We start from the raw sequence: 20,989 nt of genomic DNA, 5'->3' as shown, positions 1-20,989 counted from the left end.
TAAATAAAATATATAAAACAATATCTTATTTTAAACACCATAAATACCTCACTTATTAAAAAATCAAAAAAATTAATTAAGATAAACTTTACGTTCTATTTTAGCCAATAAAATACAATATTTTATTAACAAAATAATATTCATTTAAAAAAATATACTCCACATATTTAACATAGCTTAAAACTCTACTTGAATAGTTACTGTATCGTTGTAATTTCCAGCAGGTAAATTATCAGGATTGGTTTCTAGGATTTTTGTTGTAAATGCATAACTTTGTTGCGTTATACCATTATAGTTTCCTGCGTTTGTAGTTGCATTGGCACTCGACCATCTCTCACTTGCATTATTACCCCAACGCTCTGTCGTTGCATTTTTATAAATTTCATATGTTAAATAATTATTGCCATTATTAGACTTCATTGCACGTTGATTGCCATTTTGCGGATATAAACCATTATTTAAACTTACATAATATGGTGTTTTTACAGAACAGCGTATTCCCATCGAGGTATTCACTGGTTTAAAAGCTGTCGCAAAAGGAGCTGTCCCAAAGTTAACGTCATTGGTCGCAATGCGACAATCAGGTAAAACTTCAACACTCAAATCCAATGATGCATCTTTACCAGTCCCCCAATTAAAACCAAAACCCAAAAAACCTCTATTAAAGCCTGGGCTTTCATAAAAGAGCCCGGCACCTATAAATGCAAAAGCTGGCACAGAGTGATACCATTTGACTTTAAATGGCGTTTCAGCTCGATATATCCCAGGCGATACAGTTTGTCCAGGATTAATCTTTGCATAAAATGGTAATGAGCCTTCTGGTCCATTAAAAAAATTAACCAGTGAAAACGTATTCATTTCTACTTCTTTACCAAGATTTATAGGATTCTTATTAGTATCTAAGTAATTTATAGTAAGACGTTCACCAGTGACACTATTTATATAGTTTACTGGTATCTGATCAACTCGATACTTCAGATAAGTAATATTTGCGAAAGCTAAACTAAATCCTTCACACTTCAAGCCTGCACTAAACTGATTAGATGCCACTCCACTTTCTGCCAGAGTAATTGAAGGAACTTGCCCCATAGAAACTTTACCACTCGAATTAACATCACACTCTGCATGGCTTTGAGCATTAATCAATATTAATCCAGAGAATAATAGACCTGCTGGTATTATTTTATTTAAAGTAATCATGGTTTAGCCACCTCATGACAAACAACCGACTTAATCACTGCAATTTGTTGCTGTGCTTGTTTTAAATCCAATGAAAAGTTTGCTTCACATATGCGCTGATCTGGCAGTTGAACTCTTATCGTATTCTCTGCTGCTAAATCTTCAAGATAAGCAATCCCATCCATCCCCACATAACTCGATGTTTGATCTGGACGATGTACCATTGCACCCACTGGAATCGCTTGCCCATCGCTCTGTACTAAAGACACATTTGCCGCATAAGACTTTTTGATAGGGAAGCCAATCACAACACCTGAACCACGTTTTGCTGCAATCCGATTTTCAACTTGAGTCGCATTAAAGTTTGAAGGTAAGTCTATGGGGTTAATACTATATTTAGCCGCGTAATACGGGGTCACTGACGGTACAAAGACATAACCCTTCGCATTACTACGACCAACCAAGCTGTTTTCATAATGTACGGGTACATCTGCAACTTTGTTGGTATCAATTAAAGCAAAAGACTCACCCAATCGATTGGCAGCAAAGACATTGCCTGACATCAACACCACTGAACCTGACAGTCCAAACCAATAGTTGTAGTCATTACTACCCGACATACCGATATCGGTATTAAAATATTGGTTTCGGTAGCTCAAGCGGGCTTGATTAAAATCATCACTGTTTTCATTAAAGCGTCGAGTTAAATCAACACCAACACCACCATCCAATGGTGCACTACGGTTATAGTTGATATAACCATAATCGCCACTTGATTGTTGGCTGTAGCCTAGGCTGGCTGTAGATCTGCTCTTGGAAAATGGAACTGACAACTGAAATGCAGCACTCCACTCTTTTTCCACAAAATCTCGATTAGCGCTTAAAGACACTGTCGCACCACGTAGATAGGACGGTAATACTGGTGCCCACGACAGGTTCATCAGTTTATTTTTAATGTCGCGGTTCTTGGTTTGGATATAGGCCACTCCAAAAGTACCTGACTTATCTGTGGCAAAATAAGTATTGGCAACCCAACTCTTATTGCTGTTGGCTGAGATCAAATTGCTATATTGCAAACGCGAAAGATCATAATAAGCTTGATCGCGCTGGGTATGATTGAGACTCAATCCAAAACGTTTTTGGTTATAGCTATAGCCTAAAGTATATTGATTTCCTTTGAGATTTTGGTTGTTTGCTCGATTAAATTCAGCATCAGCCCAGCTCTGAGTTGCCGAACCACTTAACACACCAAACTGATTCAGCTTGAGCACTGAACCCAGTCCAGCCAACTGAATTGAATCTGAAAGTTCAACCCGCCCTTCAGCAGTGAGCCAATCATTGATCCCATAACGTGCATCCGCTGAACCTGCAAACTTGCCGTATGAAAAGTTTTTGATTCCATAATCTTCGCGGATTTGCCCCATCGACACCGAATAATCCAATAATCCAGGTTTAAGCAAAGTATTCGAAATATAAAATGGCACTGAGGTGGCCACCTGACGACCCACGCTGTCCGTGGTGACAATCACCGCCTCGCCTTTACCATTGATAAACGGAACATTATTGAGAATAAAGGGGCCTGATTGCACATCAGTTGAATTGGCTTTCTGTCCATTGATCAATAAATCTACGGTGCTTGGTAAGGTCGCTTGTCCTTTAAACTGCGGTAAAGGATAAGTAATCAAATCTGGGCGAGTACCAAAATTACGCTGGAGTTGTAATCCACCTAAACGCACTGAACTTCCCCAGGCGTTTTTACTTCCGGTAATTACATCACCCGCTAAAAATGAAAATACCCTGACTGGGTCATCATATTGCCAAGTGGTGTCATAGCGACGGTAGCCATCATTATTTTGATTTGAGTCTTTTTCAACAGAATTAAAATCTGTTTTGCTATAGACCCCAGAGTTTCTCAGTACCCCATAAGGTGAGAAAAAGCGTTGTTCTGTAAATAGCGTACTGCTATAGCCACCATTCTCTGGGCGGTAGGTATAAAAGTCATAGTTATTTAATAAACCAATACCCGACTGTGCTGTTTCAGGTTGATACCAGGAGTCTAATCCACGTATTTGCACCGGCATCCAGCTGGCTGGAAGATCTAGACTAAAATACTGTTGTGCTGAATTATATTCATACTTCAATTCGGGAATCTGATTGAGGCTGACCCAATCCAAGGCCTTGCCCGAAAAGCCTAGAGTAAATACATCCAGATCAGTCAGGTTTTTTTCGGTCTGTTGCTGTAGGGCATCTGCAGGTAGCTTAATCTGTAATTCATCCAGTTTTGATTGCTGGATAAAATAATGATCTCCTTTGACAATGACGGGGATCACTTGTCGCGTCGAATATTGATTGATCACCAAGTCCAGATAGAGCTTAAATAAGCTATTCACTTCTGAAACATCTCTCGGTGGTGGAGGTAAGCCATTTGCATACACATTGCAGCTCAACATTGGGATATTCGAGATCAATATAAAGGTCAGGCTTTTGCATAAAAAAGAAGGTGAATTTAAACCAGATAAATAACCCATTTATCTCCCTCCTTGTTTTTTAATCTCAATCAACTCCTGTTGTACCCCTGAACTGTCGATTCCATACAAGCTTGTTTGATCACTTAGGCTGTTGAGTATCTTGCTGTCCAGATCAAACTTCATGGTGCTGTTTGCCAACACATAACCAAAGGCAGTTTTGCCAAAAGCCATTTGTTCTGAAGTTGGAGTCAATTTAATTCCTGAAAGTCGTGAAAATTTTGAACCGGTATTTTGAATATAAAGTTCAGGTTTCCCCTGTTCATTATTTTTGACCCACCAGCTTAATATCGGTTTAGCCAAAGGATTTTTCGCATTGGTTTTTTGTGAAAGCTCAGTCAAGCCACTGCCAAGTCCTTTGCCATAGCTAAACAAGGGAATTGAATAACGCATCTGAAAACTGACTGTCGAGGCTTCTTTATCGTTTTCTGGATTGAGCTTGATCGGCAGTTCATCAACAATAATTCGATAGGCAAGTTCTTTTGTATCTGGTACTGAGGTTGCCCGAGTTAAACGCAACATATGCTTTTCACCGGCTTTGATCTTTGCCACCGGCGGACTTGGGATAATCTCAGTTTGCTCCTCAAAAGCATCTTGCTGATGATTCTGATCCCATTTAAATACCCGAATCTGTACCATGGCATCAGAGTTACCAGTATTTTGTAGCCATACCGCAGTGGCTTTTTCGTTTTCTTCAATTTTAGGGTAAATTGGCCAGATTAAAAAAGTAGCCTGTGCGAATACAGGTGAGGTCATCATCAATATTGCGGCTGCTGAGAAAGTCCTGCTCGACCATATGTTCATTTTATTTAAGCTCATAGAATCACCATGTAATCGTAATTGCGACCGTATCTTTATAAAGGCCTGCTGATCGTGGTTGATTGTTATTATTCAAATCTGCTACAGCGTAGATTGAAAAGTTCAATAGCGGATTTAAAGCAGTGGTTGGCGTCAGTGAGTAACTATTCCCACTGGCATATTCACTCTTTAAAGAGCTGTCCTGGTAAAGCTGATAGGATACAAATTCATTCTGCTGTACATTTTTCATCCGCCGAGAACTGTTAGAAAAGTTATCTCCCCCATTTAGTGTAATCAGGACAGGTAGACGCTCTGTACACTGGATATTCCAGCTTTGCGCAGTATTGATCACAGATCCTTTTAACTGCCCCTGCGTCACAACAGGATGACGACCGAAATCAAGTAATTGTTCGGTATTATTTAAACCACATCCATTCGCTATAATTGCCTCTACCTTAAAGCTTGCTGATTTTACGGGATCAACAGCAAATCCACTTTGAACAATCGAAATCAGCAGAACACTTAAACCTATTTTTTTCATGATTTTGTTCTTTAAAATTCAATGGTAATTGGAATAGTGTCGGTATATTGTCCAAGCGAGACTGGCCGACCATTATTGACAGTTTGGCCTATAAGATTAAGCCTCTGTGGTTGACCATTATTGGTCAAAGTGATGGACTGATTCGGCTTTAACACTTCCCGAGCAGTGCCATATAAGATGTTGTAGGCAAGGAAATCGGTACCATTACTGATAGCACGGAAATAATTTGCACTAAAAGGGGCTGGAACCTTGCTGTCATTCTGTCCTGCACCAAAAGTAACTTTTATCGGAGAATTGCCAGGACATTGAATGGTCAATCCCGATGTTGAACCATTACTTAAACTGGTTTCATTAATGTTATTAAAAGAGGCTGATGTACTGCCAAAATCCAATTGCCCCAAATTCAAACCATTTGCTCCATCAAAGACAGACTGATTATTAATTTCACATGATGGTTGTAATTCCAACTGTAGATTTAGCTTAGCTGCCACTTGCCCAGCGGTAGTTAATGACGAAACTAGGAAACAAGCCAAAAATCCTACACATTGTTTAATCAACAACTGCATACGCACCTCCTAAAAACAGGCCTGTTCAACAACAAACCTGTTCACACGTATACTGATTAGAAATTCACAGTCACCAATAAAGTGTCTGTATAATCACCTTGTGCTTTTGCAGTTCCACTGTTTGCAGCAATTGCACCAAAGATTGGAACTGGTTGAGATGTTCCAGTAGCAGCTGTGAAAGTTTGAGGTGTGTTGATCGCATACACAGTTGTACGTGCTGCATCACGGTAGACGTTATAACTCACGGTATCCGCACCGGCTGTATTTTTAAGGCTACGATCAGTGCGTTGACCACCATCAATTGCCACAGTAAAATCAACCGGCTTTGTACCATCACATTTTACTGTTAGAGGTGTGCCAGAAGCAGATGAAGCTACCTGAGCAGTTAAAACGTTAGTCCATGTACCAGAAGTTTTACCAAAATCTAATGTACCAAATTGATTAATATTTCCACTAACCTTAGAACCTTCGACAGTACAGCCTGTTGAAACATTCAGCTTGACATCCACTTGACCAGCAACCGCAGCTTGAGCTTGTGAAGATGCGATATACCCTGTGGTCAGCAATACAGTAAGTGTTACTTTTGTTAAAATATTCATATTTAATCCCGAGTTATGCATTATTTATTAACTTTTACACAAGAAGTGTGAAAGCATCGACATATTTGCATGTGATGAATTAGTGTTCAATTAATGTTTATTTAGAATTAAAAAATGTAACTTTATCTTTTTGTATTTATTGATCAAATATTTAAAACTATGGATTTAAACACTAAATAAGTTTAAAACATAGATAAAAACATAAACCCCATTGTAGATTTAATAATAATTTGAAATATCAATAATCTAAATTTACTTTTTATATTAAAAAATATTCTCTAGAGGAAAATAGAACTAATAAAAATCTGTGAATAGACATTAAAAATATTGTAAACCTTATGAGCTTGAAATTAAAAAACACTCTATAGTCAAAAAACTCCTACTCCTAACAATAAGTTTGTATTGAGATGATTTCATGTAAAGAATATTCAGTTGCTGAGAAATACTATCCTGCCTAATCAAATAATGAAAATCCAAATGATGCTTCATATGCGTCAATTGAATAATCCCCAAAATCAATTTTATAAAAATTTCATATTGATTTGTAATTTATTTGTTTTAATTTATTTATTGCATCATTCAGAGCACTACACTCATTATATTTAGCAACAGTATCAATGATCCAAAGCGTGATTCCCTGCACTGACTAGAGTTTTAAGAGTTTGGGCTAAGTAGTTATTTGGTTATTAATGTATTGAATTGTTGTTTGGGGGTATAAGCCGTATTTTTTAAATTTTAGAAAATCTTTAGGATTAATATGCATTAGTATAATTTTCAAATTTCCCTATATAGGTTCTGAAAAATCCGCTACATACATTCGAACTACCCTACCTTCATCTTCTTGAACCCTAGTTAGAAAATCCTATCCACATTTTTCATAAAATGTTTCATGATCAATAATCAGGTATAGCCTCTTAAAATGCATTATTCATATATCTTTTTTAAAACAATCTAATCGTTTTCTTGCAATATTTAAATTCCTATAATTTGTCTCTACATATAAAGCGCATAGATTTGGGGATAAATCTTCTCTTTCATGAAAATCATTTTCAATTACTCCAAATCCAGCAATAATATTCTGACTTGCATCTAAAGTTATATACCATTGAGGAATACTTTCTTTATGATCAATAGAGGTTTGTATGCTCTCATTATATATCTCAGCAGGAACACCCCATTTATCTAAAAACCAAACTGGAGCTTTTTCTAAATACCTAGGAAAATCAAATAATTTTAATATTCTCATAAATATTCAATTAGCCTAAAAATTATTGAACAATCGTGTTAAAATAAATATTTCAAAGTTACAAATAAATAGCCATCTATTTGTCATTTAACATAATAGGCGTTATTCAGCTCTCGCTCCGGGGGCCATACCTCACTCAATCTTTCTGCATCAGCTACGTGTCCATCAGTATTTTTTGCCACTATTCGATATTCATTGATGCACTTTTCGAATAAGTCATCGCTGGTATTGTACTCAATGATAGTTTTCTTTGCCCTTGCTTTGATTCGTGTTAAAGGAGTTTACGGAGATTATTACGTTTACTGTAAAGGCGGACTTAAAAGTATAATTCTTAATATCACATTTAGTAAGAAATTCTAAAAGAGCTATTCAGCCTACATTTAAACAACAAGCTAAATTTTTTAGTTCTAAAATTAAATCTAAAAATACCTAATTTCAGTGATATAAATATTAAATAATATCTTATTCAATCATCAATAAGCATAAGATTATTTGAGGATAAAGTGGTGATTTTTTATCAATCATTAACCATTTATATAATTACTATATAAATCAACTTGTTGTAAAAAATAATTACAGATAATGAATTAAAGTATATTTTTAAAATATTCTAATCTTTAAATATGGCTCTCAGTTTGCTTTTAGTAATAAGTGCTCTCAGCAATCTAAAGTATGAAATATAGAAAAAATAGCTTTAATTCGACATGATAGGCTAAATAAATCACTAAAACCTCATTATTAAAGTTATAGATTTTATAAATATTATATCTACCATATTGAAATATTTCAATAGTTTTAATATATTTTAATTTAGGAGTATTAATATGCGTGCATATACTCATGTTAGGATTGATCCAAATTTAAAATTTGAAACGTTAAAATTTCTTTCTTTTTTAATAAATATGTTTATAAAATTCAAAAAAAAGATTGTTTTTAAATAAATTTCAGTTAATAAGTCTATATATTTTAGGGATATACTTAAAAATTGATTAATTACGCCTTAGAAGTTGATGATCTATTAGTAATAATAAGTATAGATTGTTTAGGGAGTAGTTTTTAATAAATATTATTTATTACTAATAAATTAATGAAAAAAATTCGATTGATATGTTTTGATTATTCAAAAAGTGAAATCAATGGAGATATGAAATTATTTTTTATATATTTCTTAAAATTATGTATTGAATTTGAAAAATTATCTCAATTAAATATTAAAAAGCAAAATAAAGTTGTCAAAAAAACTGGAAGGCCGGAAATTCTAACAGAAAATCAGAAAATCAGAAAATCAGAAAATCAGAAAATCAGAAAAAATAAATTATTGAAAAATTTAAAAAAGGTGAAAGCATTTATTCTATTGCAATAAATTTTTCTGTTACACGAACAGTTATACAAAGGATTTTAGATAAAAAAATAAAAAAATTATTCTTAAAATTCATAAAGTCACAGTTTATTTTATTTATAACAGCTATTATTAAATACAATATATAATAAGATACGTATAGATTATTAAATTAAGCCCTCATAATCAGAGCCTTTAAACCTATACTTCCGTAACCTGAGTTTCTGTAACGCCACTCAATACTAGAAGCTTATACCGTGACTCTGCTGCCTTATTCGTTTTGCTGTACCGCTGGAACTCTTAAAATCAGATTCGTTGTATAAAGCATATCAAACCATATTTGATTGATTTCCACCAATGCAGATCCAACTTACCTGAATTACTATCCCGACCTGCTACAAAGCAGAAATGACCACCACCGCTACGGCTTTTATTGGCTACTTCACCATGGCTGGTTTTGTTAGTTTAGATCCTTAGCCTACATAACCTAGAGCCCGATACCAATGCTTTGGATACACTACACCAGCAGTTTTTAAACACCACGTATTCTTTGCATTGTTCAGGATTAGAGTTTTTAACTTCCTGAGGGATAACATTCTATAGAGTTAAAATCCTAAGAGAATAAACTTAAAGCAAAAAATAGCGTTTCATGCGCCAATCTGTACTGATTTAAGTTTGTGTGACTGTTCCCAGTTATCTATTAATTTTATTGTCTAACTTCTTTTCAACTAGATGACTCACAAAATGAATACCCATATAAGTCCTGAAACTCTTTAGCTGTTATGCCAACTCAAGGTGTAATTTTCTCGAAGAAATCTGATATTTCTCCGCCACCAGTTTGCATAAAATCACCAAACTTATCGTTGACATCCTTCACGGTTTCGCTAAGTTTTTCTTGGCTTACACTTACTGATTTTTCGAAGCAAATGTCCTCTCTTAATATTCTTGGGTTTTCGCATTGGTAAGACAAGACATGTTTTCAATTTCACGAGCATTTCAGCTTACTTCACCAGTCAAGGCACAAATTTGCAGTACCAGTTCACTTGCCATATCTGCATATCCCACATAATCATTGCATGAGTCAGAATTCCCCTTATTAGTATTAGTTCATTTTGAATTGTACTTCAAGCAACAGTTATCAAATGTATTCGACATTACCATTTTTTCGCAAATTAACATGGTTTGATATATCAATTGATCTTAAGTTTGAAATAGTTAACTTAGCAATTGCAAATTTCTGTATCTGCTTCAAAGTATTTATTTTTGAGATAATATATACACCTTTTACTTCTTCTAAATATTTTTATAACATTTCCTAAACTCATTTTTATCAGATCAGAATGACCATTTAATATATTAGGATTAAGGTTAATCGCTTTTTTACGATCTTCAATCCATTTTTCTGCTATTCTACGAGGGTTAAATGTTTTGCTTTCAATGAAAACTAGATAGACTTTTCTGTTAGTTCTAATTCCAGCTCGATAACGAATAGTGCCATCGGTAAGACTTCTTTGTCTAATTGAACCCATAATTATTTACGCCATTCCTACTTTATTAATTATGGCGTAATAAACTTATTATTCACATAGGTTTTCACATGTTCAAAACTAAACTTGCATCTCATGTAAGGTCTTGTTTAGAAAGTAAATTTTTGCAAACTCATAATTGTTAAAGTAATTCACATAAAGTTAGGTAAACTATGCTGCAATGGTTTGAAAAGTTAGTAGATCCATATCCGTCGAAAGGTTTAAACGAACCATTACCCACTAAGTTCTTTCCATTTGTTTGGCAAGCTGCGACTGGTGTTAAGCGTTATTTATTGATTTTAATATTATTCACTGCTGCAACAGCATCTTTTGAAGCCTTATTCTTTTCACAAATCGGACATTTAGTCGATTGGTTGACTCAGTCAAAACCTCAAGACTTTTTAGTGAATCATCGTGAAAATTTGATCTTTTTAAGCTGTATTTTATTGGCAAATATCTTTTTTGCCAGTATGCAATCTATTATCAGACATCAGATTTTATACAGTAGTTTTCCAATGCGTTTGCGTTGGAGATTTCATAATCTTATGTTACGCCAAGGCTTAGACTTCTTTCATAATGACTTTGCAGGTCGTTTATCTGCAAAAGTTATGCAGACAGCGCTAGCAGTACGTGAGTTTTGGGTGATTTTAGGCGATATGGTGACTTATGTTGTCATCTACTTCATCACCATCAGTATAGTATTGGGCTCAATTTCCCCTATTCTATTGATTCCACTTTTATTGTGGTTGGCACTGTTTGTGAGTGCAGCATTATTTTACATTCCCAGATTAGGACGAATATCTAAAGAACAAGCCGATGCGCGTGCGGTGATGACCGGACGAGTAACAGATGCCTACACGAATATTCAGACAGTGAAACTTTTTGCCCATGCTGGCCGTGAAAGTCAATATGCAAAAGAATCAATGAAAGAATTTATGCGTACTGTGTTCAAACAAATGCGTTTAGGCACTGCATACGAACTTTGCATCAATTTGCTGACCGCCGTTTTATTCTTTGGAGTTCTAGGTACTGCTGTTTGGTTATGGTTACAGGGGCAAGCCGCGATTGGTGTCATTGCGGCAACAACAGCCATGATTCTTAAACTCAATAGTATGGCTGAATTTATGATGTGGCAAACCTCTGCCCTGTTTGAAAATGTCGGAACAATTCAAGATGGTATGCAAACCTTAGGCCGTCAGATCAATATCCAAGACAAAGAAGATGCCAAACCACTTGTTGTGACTGAAGGCAATATTAAATTTAGTGATGTCACATTTGCCTATAATAGCAAAAAAGTAATTGATCACTTCAACTTAAACATTCAACCTGGCGAGAAAATTGGTATTGTTGGACGTTCTGGTGCGGGAAAATCCACCTTAATTCAATTACTTCTACATTTTTATACCATTAATGAGGGAAAAATTACCATTGATAGTCAAAATATTGAGGAAGTCACTCAAGACAGTTTAAGAAAAAATATCGCGCTTGTCACCCAAGATACCTCGTTGCTACATCGTACAGTTGCGGAAAATATCAAATATGGTCGTCCTGATGCGACTGATGAAGAAATGTATGAAGCAGTAAGAAAAGCCAAAGCAGATGAGTTTATTCCACAACTTTCAGATTTAAGAGGTCGTACTGGCTATGATGCTTATGTTGGTGAGCGTGGAGTAAAACTGTCGGGTGGTCAACGTCAGCGTATTGCCATTGCACGTGTATTTTTAAAAGATGCGCCAATTTTAATCTTAGATGAAGCAACTAGTGCCTTAGACTCCGAAGTTGAAGCTGCAATTCAATCAAGCTTAGATGAGTTAATGCAAAAGAAAACCGTGATCGCAATTGCCCATCGTCTTTCAACCATTGCACAAATGGATCGTTTGATTGTGCTAGATCAAGGTCAAATTGCAGAACAAGGCACCCATGAAGAGCTTATTGCACAAAATGGTATTTATGCGCATTTATGGCATAGGCAGACGGGTGGTTTTTTAGTTGAACCTGAACAGAAAACCACTGAAGATGAAGACTCAACAGTCAGCGCTTCATAAATAAAGCGTTTAAATAGCCAAATTATAAAAACCACGTTAAAAATAACGTGGTTTTTTATTGCGTCTATTCTATTGATTAAGTATACATCATAGCCTTATTTGGATATATTTTAGCTACAACATGCAGTTCAATGATTATATTTTTAGAATCAAGAATTAATCGGCTTGACGAGGCAACAGAATTGATTATTTTGATATGATTAAATACCCTCCATCATTTGTACTCAAATTATTACTTATGTTATTGCAATATTTAAACTAGTATATAAAAACAGTACTCTTGAGCTTTCCGCTTACTTATCCAGATAAAACAACAACTTTTCCGTATAAATCAAAAACAAAAAAGCTGCCTTATATAAAGACAGCTTCTTATTTAAATCTAGCCAATCAACGCTATTTTAAATGATTAATACCAGTTCATTAATGAAACACCTAGTCCAACATAGGTCGCACGGTGATTATAATCAATCAAACTTTCGCCATATCCATCAAACAATTGAAAATGACCACGTAACTTCCCTTTAATAGGGAACGCCCAATCAAACTGCACTGCACCATGTGAATCATCTCCACCTTTTAAAGAATGACGTAGCATCAAAGAAAAATCATTGTCATTCCAACGATAGAATGCGGTTAAATCACCACGACCAATATAATTTTTAATATCAGGATTATTGTCATCCTGAAAATCTTCTTCAATGCGATACCACGGACGCACCATCAAAGCAAAATTATCTTTTTCAAATCCAAGATTTAAAATTACTCGATTCCAGCTACGTGAAAGTGGATCAGAACGTCCGTTTGACTGATGATTCAACGTCAAACCTAATAAACGTCCATTTAAACCCAATAAATTATAATTGGTTCGAAAAATTAAACTTGCTTCAGGCTCGTAATTTGTTTCACGAAATGGACGGGACTCTTCACTGTTGTAAACTTGCCAACGAGAAGATTGTGTATATCCTACCCAAACATCACCATTATTTCCAAACACGTTTTCAGCAGCTTTGGTTTTTAAAGAAATCTGGAATTTTGCTTCCATAGACTTTAAATTTTGATCTTCTTCCACTGTATTTTGGGGGTTTGGGCTCTGTGGAAATTCATTTTTCTTACTGGTCCAAAATGCAGGAAGTAAATATACAGGTTGATTCGCACGAATATTCCATGTACCTAACTTACTATCTTCTGAAAGCTCCCAACGTCGATCAAGTAATGAGGTGTTGGGATCAATTTTATCACCATGAATTGCAAATAAATTTTCAGCTGTCTGGGTAATTTTGTCTTTTAGTGTTTCAGGTTCAACATTGGCTTTTTGAATATCTAAGGCAGCACGTTGCTCTGACACCAAAACTTGCGGAGCAACCGCAGGCGTTTTAAATATTTTATCGTAACAAGCCAAACGGTCAGCGTTAGATTCGAGTGCAACACAGGCTTGTGTACTTGCAGGATTTACTTGTGCAGTATCATCTGCGTGTACAATGGTCACCAAACCAAAACTGAGCATCATTAAGATGCTCAGATTTAATGGTGTACGTTCAAAATTTTTGAACGACATAGAATTCTCCAGAAAGAATTTATAGGGTTAATTTACTTTCTTAATTTCAAAACCTAATTGTTCCAACACGTCTTTTTTTACAACTGGAGCGACTACAGCTCTTACAGGCTTTTGCTCAAGTAAATAAGTTTGTGTGACACGCTTAAGGTCATCAATAGTAACGTTTAATAAGCGTTCGCGTAATTGCTTTCTAAACGCAGGTGTCCGTCCATGAAGCAATGCATAACATGCAGTAATGGCCTCACCTGCTGGTGATCCAGGTTTATCCATACTCGAAACTAGACCAAGAATTGCTTCTTCAAGTTGATAATCATGCTGCTCTTTATGTAATAACCAATCTAGACTTGCCTCAAAGTCTTGGAATGTTTCTGCAAGGCGCGGATCTCGATAACTATAGAATCTGAACGAGCAAGCATTGCCGTCATAGCTTGCACCACCACCATATGCTCCGCCTTTTTCTCTAATGGCACTATGTAGGAAACCATTCCGTAAATAGCCTGCAAGTACCATTAACGGCGCAGCATCTGGATGTGCAACATCTACAGCTTGGTAAGCAGAAGCACAAAATTGAACATTGGCTTGAATTAACCATGCTTGATCTGCATCGCTCTCATCCATAGCCACTTGAGTTAAATAAACAGGAGATTGATCAACCGTAAGCTTATCCCAAACAGTTTGAACCTCTTCAACTAAACGCTCTGAATGATGCTCTTCACACACCAATAAAAATTGTTTTGGTGCAAGCATTAAACCTTTATGAATTGATTTTAACTCATCTATAAACGCATCATATGCCGCATCATCTTTTTCAATTTTTGCAATCAAATCACCTAGCCAATTCAATGCGCCTAGGCCTGTATTGTCATAATCGCGTTTTGCTAACGCACTCATATGACGTGAGGCAATTTGCATCGCATAACTATGGCCAGAACCAGATAAACGAGAAGCCCAACGTGTTTTACGTTGTTGTAAAAGTTCGATAATGCGATCTTTTTCATCAAAACGTAACTGCTCAAAAGCCAGTTTAAGCAACTGAATGGCATCAAATTTATCAGTTAAAGATTTAGTTGTTAAAGTCAACCATGCACTGATTTGACCTTTGTCATCGGTTTTAGAACGAAGCGAAGCGCCCATTCCCAAGCCGCCACTGACAGCAGTCTGTAACTGTTGAAGTTCAAGATAATCATATTCGCCCGCCCCCACTTCTCCCATGAGAACAGACAGTAAGTTGAAATAAGGCGATTTTACAATTTGATCTGGAATTTGAATCAATACTTGTTGGTAGTAAATTCCGTTTGTACCTGCATGGTACAGATTTAATGGTGTATCTACCCCATTGCAAATCACTTCACGCAATTGACCTTGAACAATGGCCAATTCAGCAGGAATATCCTCCAAACCGACTTTAGGCAATAAGCTCAAATCATCTGGTGTTTCTTGACGGATTTTTAAAGCTTCTGTCTGAGCAATAATTTCAGCTTTATCTGCTTCAGACAAAGCCTCACCAATTTTCGCTAAACGTGATTTTTCATCTTCTGCTTCTTGAGCAGATTTATTTGCATCTGGAACTAAAGTCATTTGTACACGATGTGGATTATCCAATAAATGAACTTGAATCAAATTAGATAACCACATCGGATCTTTGAGTTCTTCTTTTACTTCTGCAATGGCAGTATCTACATCCCAGGCATGGATTGGATCATTATGATGAATTGCATTACCCAAACCATTGAGGATCAGCGTTAAACCATACGGTGTACCATCACCACTGATTTCACGTTGATGTAATTCAATTTGGTGCAAAATTGCATCAACCATTTCTTTATCAATAGGCTTTGAAGCAACATCTTGAAGAATATTGAGTACACCATTTTTAAATTCTTCAGTATGCTCAGGGTTTGAACCTTGAACACCACAATAGAACGTCATTTCATAGTTTGAATCATCTACACCCATGATTGGACCCGTAGACTGCGCATAACCACATGTTTCTAAATAATGGCGCAATGGCGAAGCTGAATTTTCTAAAAGAATCCCTTCAACTAAACGCATACCCAAGCGAAGTTTAACATCACTGGTCTTCGGCAATAACCAAGACAAAATATGGTACGTCTTGTCTTTTAAATCTTCTGCATCAACAGCATAGGTTTCTTGTACTTCAATTGGTGCTGTGAGGCGCTGCTCTTCTTTAGAGTAAATCGTTTCACCTTTACTGAATTTGGACAGCGCCAACTTTTCAAATTGTTCTTGCAATTTATAAGCAGGCTCATCACCAAAGGTCATAAATACAGCATTACTTGGGTGATAATGTGATTTATAAAACGCTACTAACTCTTCATAAGTTAAGTCTGGAATATCCTTTGGATCACCACCAGAATTATAATGATAAGTTGTTTTCGGGAACAAATGATGTGCAAGCTGATGATAAAGCTGGTCTGAAGGCGAACTCATCGCTCCCTTCATTTCATTAAATACCACGCCTTTATAAACAGGTTCACCATTTTCAAGCTCAATACGAATACCTTCTTGAGCAAAGTCCAATGGATTTAAATTGGCAGCAAAAGCAGCATCTAAATAGACTTCCAATAAGTTCTGGAAATCCTTTTTATTTTGTGTTGCAAATGGATAAGCCGTCCAATCTGCTGCCGTAAATGCGTTCATAAATGTGTTTAATGAACGACGAATCATCAAAAAGAATGGATCACGTACAGGAAATTTCTCTGAACCACATAACGCTGTATGTTCAAGAATATGCGCCTCACCTTTGGAATCCATCGGTTGAGTACGAAAAGCAACTAGAAACACATTTTCGTCATGATCTGTTGCTAAATGGTAGTGCATCGCACCAGTCACTTTATGTTTATATTCAGACACTAAAATGTCTAAAGCTTCTACATGGTGTTGACGTACCAGCTGAAACGCAGGATGAACAGTTTGAGATAAGGTTTCAGTGACATCTACAGTCATGCGATCTCCAATATTAAATATTTATCTATACGTTTAAGTATAACCGAAACTTAAATAAATGCGATTCATTCCTAAAACTAATTCTTAGTAAATCAATCAGAATTAATCGCGACTTACTGTCAAAATATCAAGAATGAGCAATGGGATAAATAAAAAAAGTGATGATCAAAAGATTCGATCATCACTGTAAAACTTCACTTTTTTTACTCAATATTTTTAAATTAGTGATGCTTATGTTTTTTCTGTATCCCAACGCTGAGCAATAAAAATACAGATCAAAATTACACTCAACAATACAGCTGATGCTATGAAGTGACTCAGGGCTAATCCACCATGATCAATTGGTTTATCTAGAAAATCACCAACCACAGCACCTAATGGTCGAGTAAGCACAAATGCGCTCCAGAACAAAATAACTCTGGATATTTTTGTAAATAAATACAAAGTGATGACGATTAAAATCAATACCACATATAACACAATCCCACCGCTATAACCCAGTCCTGCTGTATCTGATGACCAATCTCCCAATGCTGTACCTAAAGTTTGCGAAAAGGTAATGGTTAACCAATAGAACAGTTCTGCTCGGGGCTGATTAATATGTGGTGAAATTGTTCCTTCAACCTTATACCAAGCATATAAAGTCAACAATACCAAACTGAGTAATAACGTACTTCCACCGAAATAGCCAATACCCAGTGAGCGATCGACAAAGTCTGCTAATGTGGTCCCCACTGTCGTACTTGCAATAATGGTAAACCAATATAAATAGGGGTGAAAAGCCTTAGCCCGAATTTGAAAATAGACAAAAGCGATAAAGATAAAAGCAAAGATAAAGGTTCCTAGCAAATACCCTAAATTAAGCGACATTGACACAGCATCACCGGCCGTTTCACCAAAAGTGGTTGCAAAGATTTTGGTGATCCAAAATAGTAATGTGACTTGCGGAACTTTTGCAATCAGCACATCTAAATCATTTTGCTTCATTTCACATATTCAGCAATTATGCGTTAAAAGCTATAGTCTATACTTCGACTTAAAATAGAATTAAAATGTGAAAAAAGTCACTTAACCCTCTTAAAGACTCAGTAAGATTTGTATTTAGTACTTATCATGACTTTACAAAAACTGATTAAATATGGCTTATCTATGTTTAGGTTTTTGTAGAAAAGAATTACTTAGGCTATTTTTAGTATGTTTACCAAGAAAACTATTTTTGGAGATCAATACAAATTCGTCTCCAAAAATAAAGATGACCTTAAAGCCTATCTTTGTAATCCAGCAGCATTTTCAAATTATGTTGTTGCGTAACATTACAGATTAGAGACCAAAGGATTTCCAAATTCACTAAATTAAATATTTAAAGTAATTATAATTTGGGTGATTTGAGACAAAAACATAATTTTGCTTTTGGTAAAATGGCGCTGCATCTTTTTCACTATTTAAGCACAATGCAGAAAAATTGGGTTTTGCTCTTTTTTCAAGTTCAAGCAATAAACTTTTACCTAATCCATTTTTGCGGTATTCAGGCAATACATAAAAACGACGTACCCGACCAATTTTATGCTGAGTTTCAGGGTTATGCTTTGTATCACCATCTTCACTGATTTGAATATTTAAACCACCGCATGCAACCAGTTTATCTCCATCAAACGCAACCAATAAAAATTCACCATGTCGATTAAATTTATTGGTTCCTTTCTGAAATTCATCAACCAACCGTTGAATAAAATGAAACCCTTCTTTCTCAGCAACTATAGCTAAATCTTGAATTTGCGCAGGCAATTGATCTACCTGTTGAATTAAAATATTCACTCAACCTCCAATATGTTTAGGGTCTGTAGACAGTTTTAACTTTATGCCTATGTTTATTTCCAAACAAAACCTAACCTAGCAATCTAATTTAATCACGCACATTGATAAAAACAATGGCTTAAATGAAGCAAAAATCATCTCAAAAACAGTTTTGTTCAGCACACAAGCAGATTATAAAACTCTAACAAACCATATTTGACAAATGTAATTGAATTTTTTTCAACAAACTACTGTAAAGCTGAGCATTCGTGTAAACTTTATGTTTTTAACATTGATGTGATGAAGAACATGGCTACAGTTGACCTTTTTGCAATTGGTAACGCGCTCATTGACCAAGAATTTAAAGTATCAGATCACTTTTTAGCTGAACAAAATTTGCAAAAAGGCACCATGCAACTCGCAGATGGTGAGTCCCAAACTCAGCTATACAATAATTTAAAAGCTAGCCAAAATTATAAAGGTCAAGCATCTGGTGGTTCAGCTGCCAATACAACAGTGGCATTTAGTGCATTAGGTTCTTCAGCATTTTATGCCTGTCGTGTTGGAAATGATGATCTAGGCACAATTTATCTCGATGGTTTAAATGAAGCAGGCATCAAAACTTCTAAAAAATCCATCAGTGAAGGCGTTACGGGCACCTGTATGGTTTTAGTCAGTGGGGACTCAGAACGCACGATGCAGACTTATCTCGGTATTACTGCTGAGCTTTCAGATCTACAAATGGATTTTGAACCTTTAAAGACAGCACAATGGTTATATATCGAAGGTTATTTGTCTACAAGTGATTCAGCACGAGCTGCAGTAAATCAAGCACGTCAAATTGCACGTGATCACAAGGTTAAAATCGCATTAACTCTATCAGACCCAGCTATGGTGCAATATGCACGTCAAGGTTTAAATGAATTAATCGATGATGGTGTAGATCTAATTTTCTGTAATGAACAAGAAGCTATGATGTATACAGAAACTGACTCTGTAGAAGCTGCGCTCAATAAGTTAAAAATGCTAAGTACTGATGTGGTCATCACCTTGAGTGAAAAAGGTGCATTGGTCGCAGATCAAAAACAACATTTTTATGTTCAAGGTCGTAAAGTAAATGCAGTCGATGCAAATGGCGCTGGTGATGCATTCTCAGGTGCTTTCTTATATGCTTTAAATAATGGTGAAAATTTACAAACTGCGGCACAACTTGCTATTCTTATTTCTAGTGAAGTGGTGTCTAAATTTGGGCCACGTCTAGACGTTGCAGAATACGCAAATCTACTCGAAACGTTCAAAAAGGAATGTGCATAAATGTCTGAAAAAATTGCAATGACCGATGAAATTGAAGAGCGTAAGGCACGTGCGTTTGACACAATGACAGGTGATACAATTTTTATCACTCAACGTGATGGTGCATTTTATGCCTATCAAAACGTCTGCCCACACCTACAAACTGAGTTAGAATTTCTTGAAAATCAGTTTTTAGACCAAGATGGCGAATATATTCAATGCTCTACACATGGTGCTTTGTTTGAAGTTGAAACAGGTGAATGTATTTCAGGACCATGTCTGGGTGATAAACTTGAAAAAGTAAATATTTCAGTCCATTCAGATGGTGGTATTTACATCGAGGACGAATAAGATTGGAAACTGCCATGCTTGGATTTTTATTTGAACATGAATTAATGCCCTTTCACCTCAGTGTCTTGGCTTTAATTCTGCTGAGTATGGCAGAAACTTTTGGCTACTATATCGGCTTACGGCCAAGTACCTTTCTGAAAAAAATTTCACCAGATTGGCTCATCGAATCCCCCTTACTACAAGTTAAATTTTCCAAAGTTCTTATTTTCGTTTTTTTATTATTGAATTTTAGTTTTGCAGGCTATTTTTTACAGCTATCTATCTTTGCCAGCAAACAAGTTTTTGCCGCTTGGTATTATGTGGTTTTACCCGCATTGGTGATTGCAATCTTCTTTACCGTGTTTATGATTCATTGTTTGGATCAGGTGATAAAACCTAAAGTTGCATTGAATCAAGTTGACTTGCTTGGACGATTAGCTACTGTTTCTAGTGGTAATGCACGCCCAGGTTTTTCAGCTCAAGCACGAGTACGTGATGAAAATGGACAGCTTCACTATATCCAAGTCGAACCAGAATTTGGTGAATTAGAATTTCAATCTCAAATTATCTTAATACGTTTTAGAAAATCCCATTATATTGCGAAGAAGATTTCAATTTCAAATCATCTATTTAGTTCAGACCAATATTAATTCATAATTTGTTCATTTAAGTCAACATTCTTTTGT

General features: G+C 35.8%; 16 protein-coding genes and 2 pseudogenes. 5 read left to right on the top strand and 13 right to left on the bottom strand.

Features of this window, described 5'->3' with window-relative positions:
• Window positions 1-177: 177 nt before the first annotated feature.
• The 7 genes and pseudogenes from AC4CVF_RS06335 to AC4CVF_RS06305 all read right to left on the bottom strand — a co-directional run bounded on the left by AC4CVF_RS06335 (window position 178) and on the right by AC4CVF_RS06305 (window position 7,454).
• Window positions 178-1,200: a Csu type fimbrial protein gene (locus tag AC4CVF_RS06335; RefSeq protein WP_490789097.1), complete on the bottom strand. Its 1,023-nt coding sequence runs from the start codon at window positions 1,198-1,200 to the stop codon at window positions 178-180.
• Entirely contained in the window at window positions 1,197-3,707 is a 2,511-nt protein-coding gene (locus AC4CVF_RS06330) for a fimbria/pilus outer membrane usher protein (protein ID WP_490789096.1), read from the bottom strand. Before AC4CVF_RS06330 ends, AC4CVF_RS06335 begins: the two co-directional genes overlap by 4 nt.
• Window positions 3,708-4,508 (bottom strand): fimbrial biogenesis chaperone, encoded by an 801-nt coding sequence (locus AC4CVF_RS06325; protein ID WP_490789913.1) that lies wholly within the window; start codon window positions 4,506-4,508, stop codon window positions 3,708-3,710.
• Window positions 4,509-4,527: 19 nt separating this feature from the next.
• A complete protein-coding gene (locus tag AC4CVF_RS06320; protein WP_490789095.1) occupies window positions 4,528-5,043 on the bottom strand; it encodes a Csu type fimbrial protein in 516 nt (171 codons plus the stop codon).
• A gap of 11 nt (window positions 5,044-5,054) precedes the next feature.
• The gene (locus AC4CVF_RS06315) at window positions 5,055-5,609 is read right to left on the bottom strand and encodes a spore coat protein U domain-containing protein (RefSeq protein WP_490789094.1); all 555 of its coding nucleotides are present in this window, start codon (window positions 5,607-5,609) and stop codon (window positions 5,055-5,057) included.
• Window positions 5,610-5,665: 56 nt separating this feature from the next.
• Complete coding sequence (locus AC4CVF_RS06310; RefSeq protein WP_490789093.1) at window positions 5,666-6,208, bottom strand: Csu type fimbrial protein; 543 nt, start codon at window positions 6,206-6,208, stop codon at window positions 5,666-5,668.
• A 784-nt stretch (window positions 6,209-6,992) separates the two neighbouring features.
• Window positions 6,993-7,454 (bottom strand): annotated as a pseudogene (locus AC4CVF_RS06305) (GNAT family N-acetyltransferase).
• A 1,087-nt stretch (window positions 7,455-8,541) separates the two neighbouring features.
• Between AC4CVF_RS06305 and AC4CVF_RS06300 the strand changes: the two are divergent.
• Window positions 8,542-8,817: a hypothetical protein gene (locus AC4CVF_RS06300; RefSeq protein ID WP_490789092.1), complete on the top strand. Its 276-nt coding sequence runs from the start codon at window positions 8,542-8,544 to the stop codon at window positions 8,815-8,817.
• Window positions 8,818-8,994: 177 nt separating this feature from the next.
• Here the strand turns inward: AC4CVF_RS06300 and AC4CVF_RS06295 are convergent.
• Both AC4CVF_RS06295 and AC4CVF_RS06290 read right to left on the bottom strand, forming a co-directional pair.
• Window positions 8,995-9,332 (bottom strand): annotated as a pseudogene (locus AC4CVF_RS06295) (C40 family peptidase); the annotation flags it as partial.
• A 681-nt stretch (window positions 9,333-10,013) separates the two neighbouring features.
• Window positions 10,014-10,322, bottom strand: coding sequence for a hypothetical protein (locus AC4CVF_RS06290; RefSeq protein ID WP_336950779.1), 309 nt, complete (start codon window positions 10,320-10,322; stop codon window positions 10,014-10,016).
• Window positions 10,323-10,492: 170 nt separating this feature from the next.
• On the opposite strand from AC4CVF_RS06290, the gene AC4CVF_RS06285 reads away from it, so the two are divergent.
• Window positions 10,493-12,364 carry an ABC transporter ATP-binding protein gene (locus AC4CVF_RS06285; RefSeq protein WP_419327336.1) on the top strand — a complete coding sequence of 624 codons (1,872 nt, stop codon included), beginning with the start codon at window positions 10,493-10,495 and terminating at the stop codon, window positions 12,362-12,364.
• Between the two features lie 406 nt (window positions 12,365-12,770).
• Here the strand turns inward: AC4CVF_RS06285 and AC4CVF_RS06280 are convergent, their stop codons facing one another.
• The 4 genes from AC4CVF_RS06280 to AC4CVF_RS06265 all read right to left on the bottom strand — a co-directional run bounded on the left by AC4CVF_RS06280 (window position 12,771) and on the right by AC4CVF_RS06265 (window position 18,701).
• On the bottom strand, window positions 12,771-13,919 hold the full coding sequence (locus AC4CVF_RS06280) for a phospholipase A (RefSeq protein ID WP_336950775.1): 1,149 nt from the start codon (window positions 13,917-13,919) through the stop codon (window positions 12,771-12,773).
• A 27-nt stretch (window positions 13,920-13,946) separates the two neighbouring features.
• Window positions 13,947-16,886 carry an insulinase family protein gene (locus tag AC4CVF_RS06275; RefSeq protein ID WP_490789091.1) on the bottom strand — a complete coding sequence of 980 codons (2,940 nt, stop codon included), beginning with the start codon at window positions 16,884-16,886 and terminating at the stop codon, window positions 13,947-13,949.
• 231 nt (window positions 16,887-17,117) lie between these two features.
• Window positions 17,118-17,873, bottom strand: coding sequence for a COG4705 family protein (locus tag AC4CVF_RS06270; protein WP_336950772.1), 756 nt, complete (start codon window positions 17,871-17,873; stop codon window positions 17,118-17,120).
• 360 nt (window positions 17,874-18,233) lie between these two features.
• Window positions 18,234-18,701 carry a GNAT family N-acetyltransferase gene (locus AC4CVF_RS06265; protein WP_336950771.1) on the bottom strand — a complete coding sequence of 156 codons (468 nt, stop codon included), beginning with the start codon at window positions 18,699-18,701 and terminating at the stop codon, window positions 18,234-18,236.
• 288 nt (window positions 18,702-18,989) lie between these two features.
• Between AC4CVF_RS06265 and AC4CVF_RS06260 the strand changes: the two genes are divergently transcribed.
• The 3 genes from AC4CVF_RS06260 to AC4CVF_RS06250 are packed head-to-tail and all read left to right on the top strand — an operon-like array spanning window position 18,990 to window position 20,953.
• Window positions 18,990-19,994 carry an adenosine kinase gene (locus AC4CVF_RS06260; protein WP_336950770.1) on the top strand — a complete coding sequence of 335 codons (1,005 nt, stop codon included), beginning with the start codon at window positions 18,990-18,992 and terminating at the stop codon, window positions 19,992-19,994.
• A gap of 18 nt (window positions 19,995-20,012) precedes the next feature.
• The gene (locus AC4CVF_RS06255) at window positions 20,013-20,324 is read left to right on the top strand and encodes a Rieske (2Fe-2S) protein (protein WP_162242519.1); all 312 of its coding nucleotides are present in this window, start codon (window positions 20,013-20,015) and stop codon (window positions 20,322-20,324) included.
• A 14-nt stretch (window positions 20,325-20,338) separates the two neighbouring features.
• Complete coding sequence (locus AC4CVF_RS06250; protein ID WP_336950769.1) at window positions 20,339-20,953, top strand: OB-fold-containig protein; 615 nt, start codon at window positions 20,339-20,341, stop codon at window positions 20,951-20,953.
• The last annotated feature ends 36 nt before the right edge of the window (window positions 20,954-20,989 follow it).

It is taken from the genome of Acinetobacter sp. LipI_19, from assembly GCF_058242925.1.
Note: the sequence above shows the minus strand (reverse complement) of the source record. Positions and strands in the feature narration are given on the sequence as shown.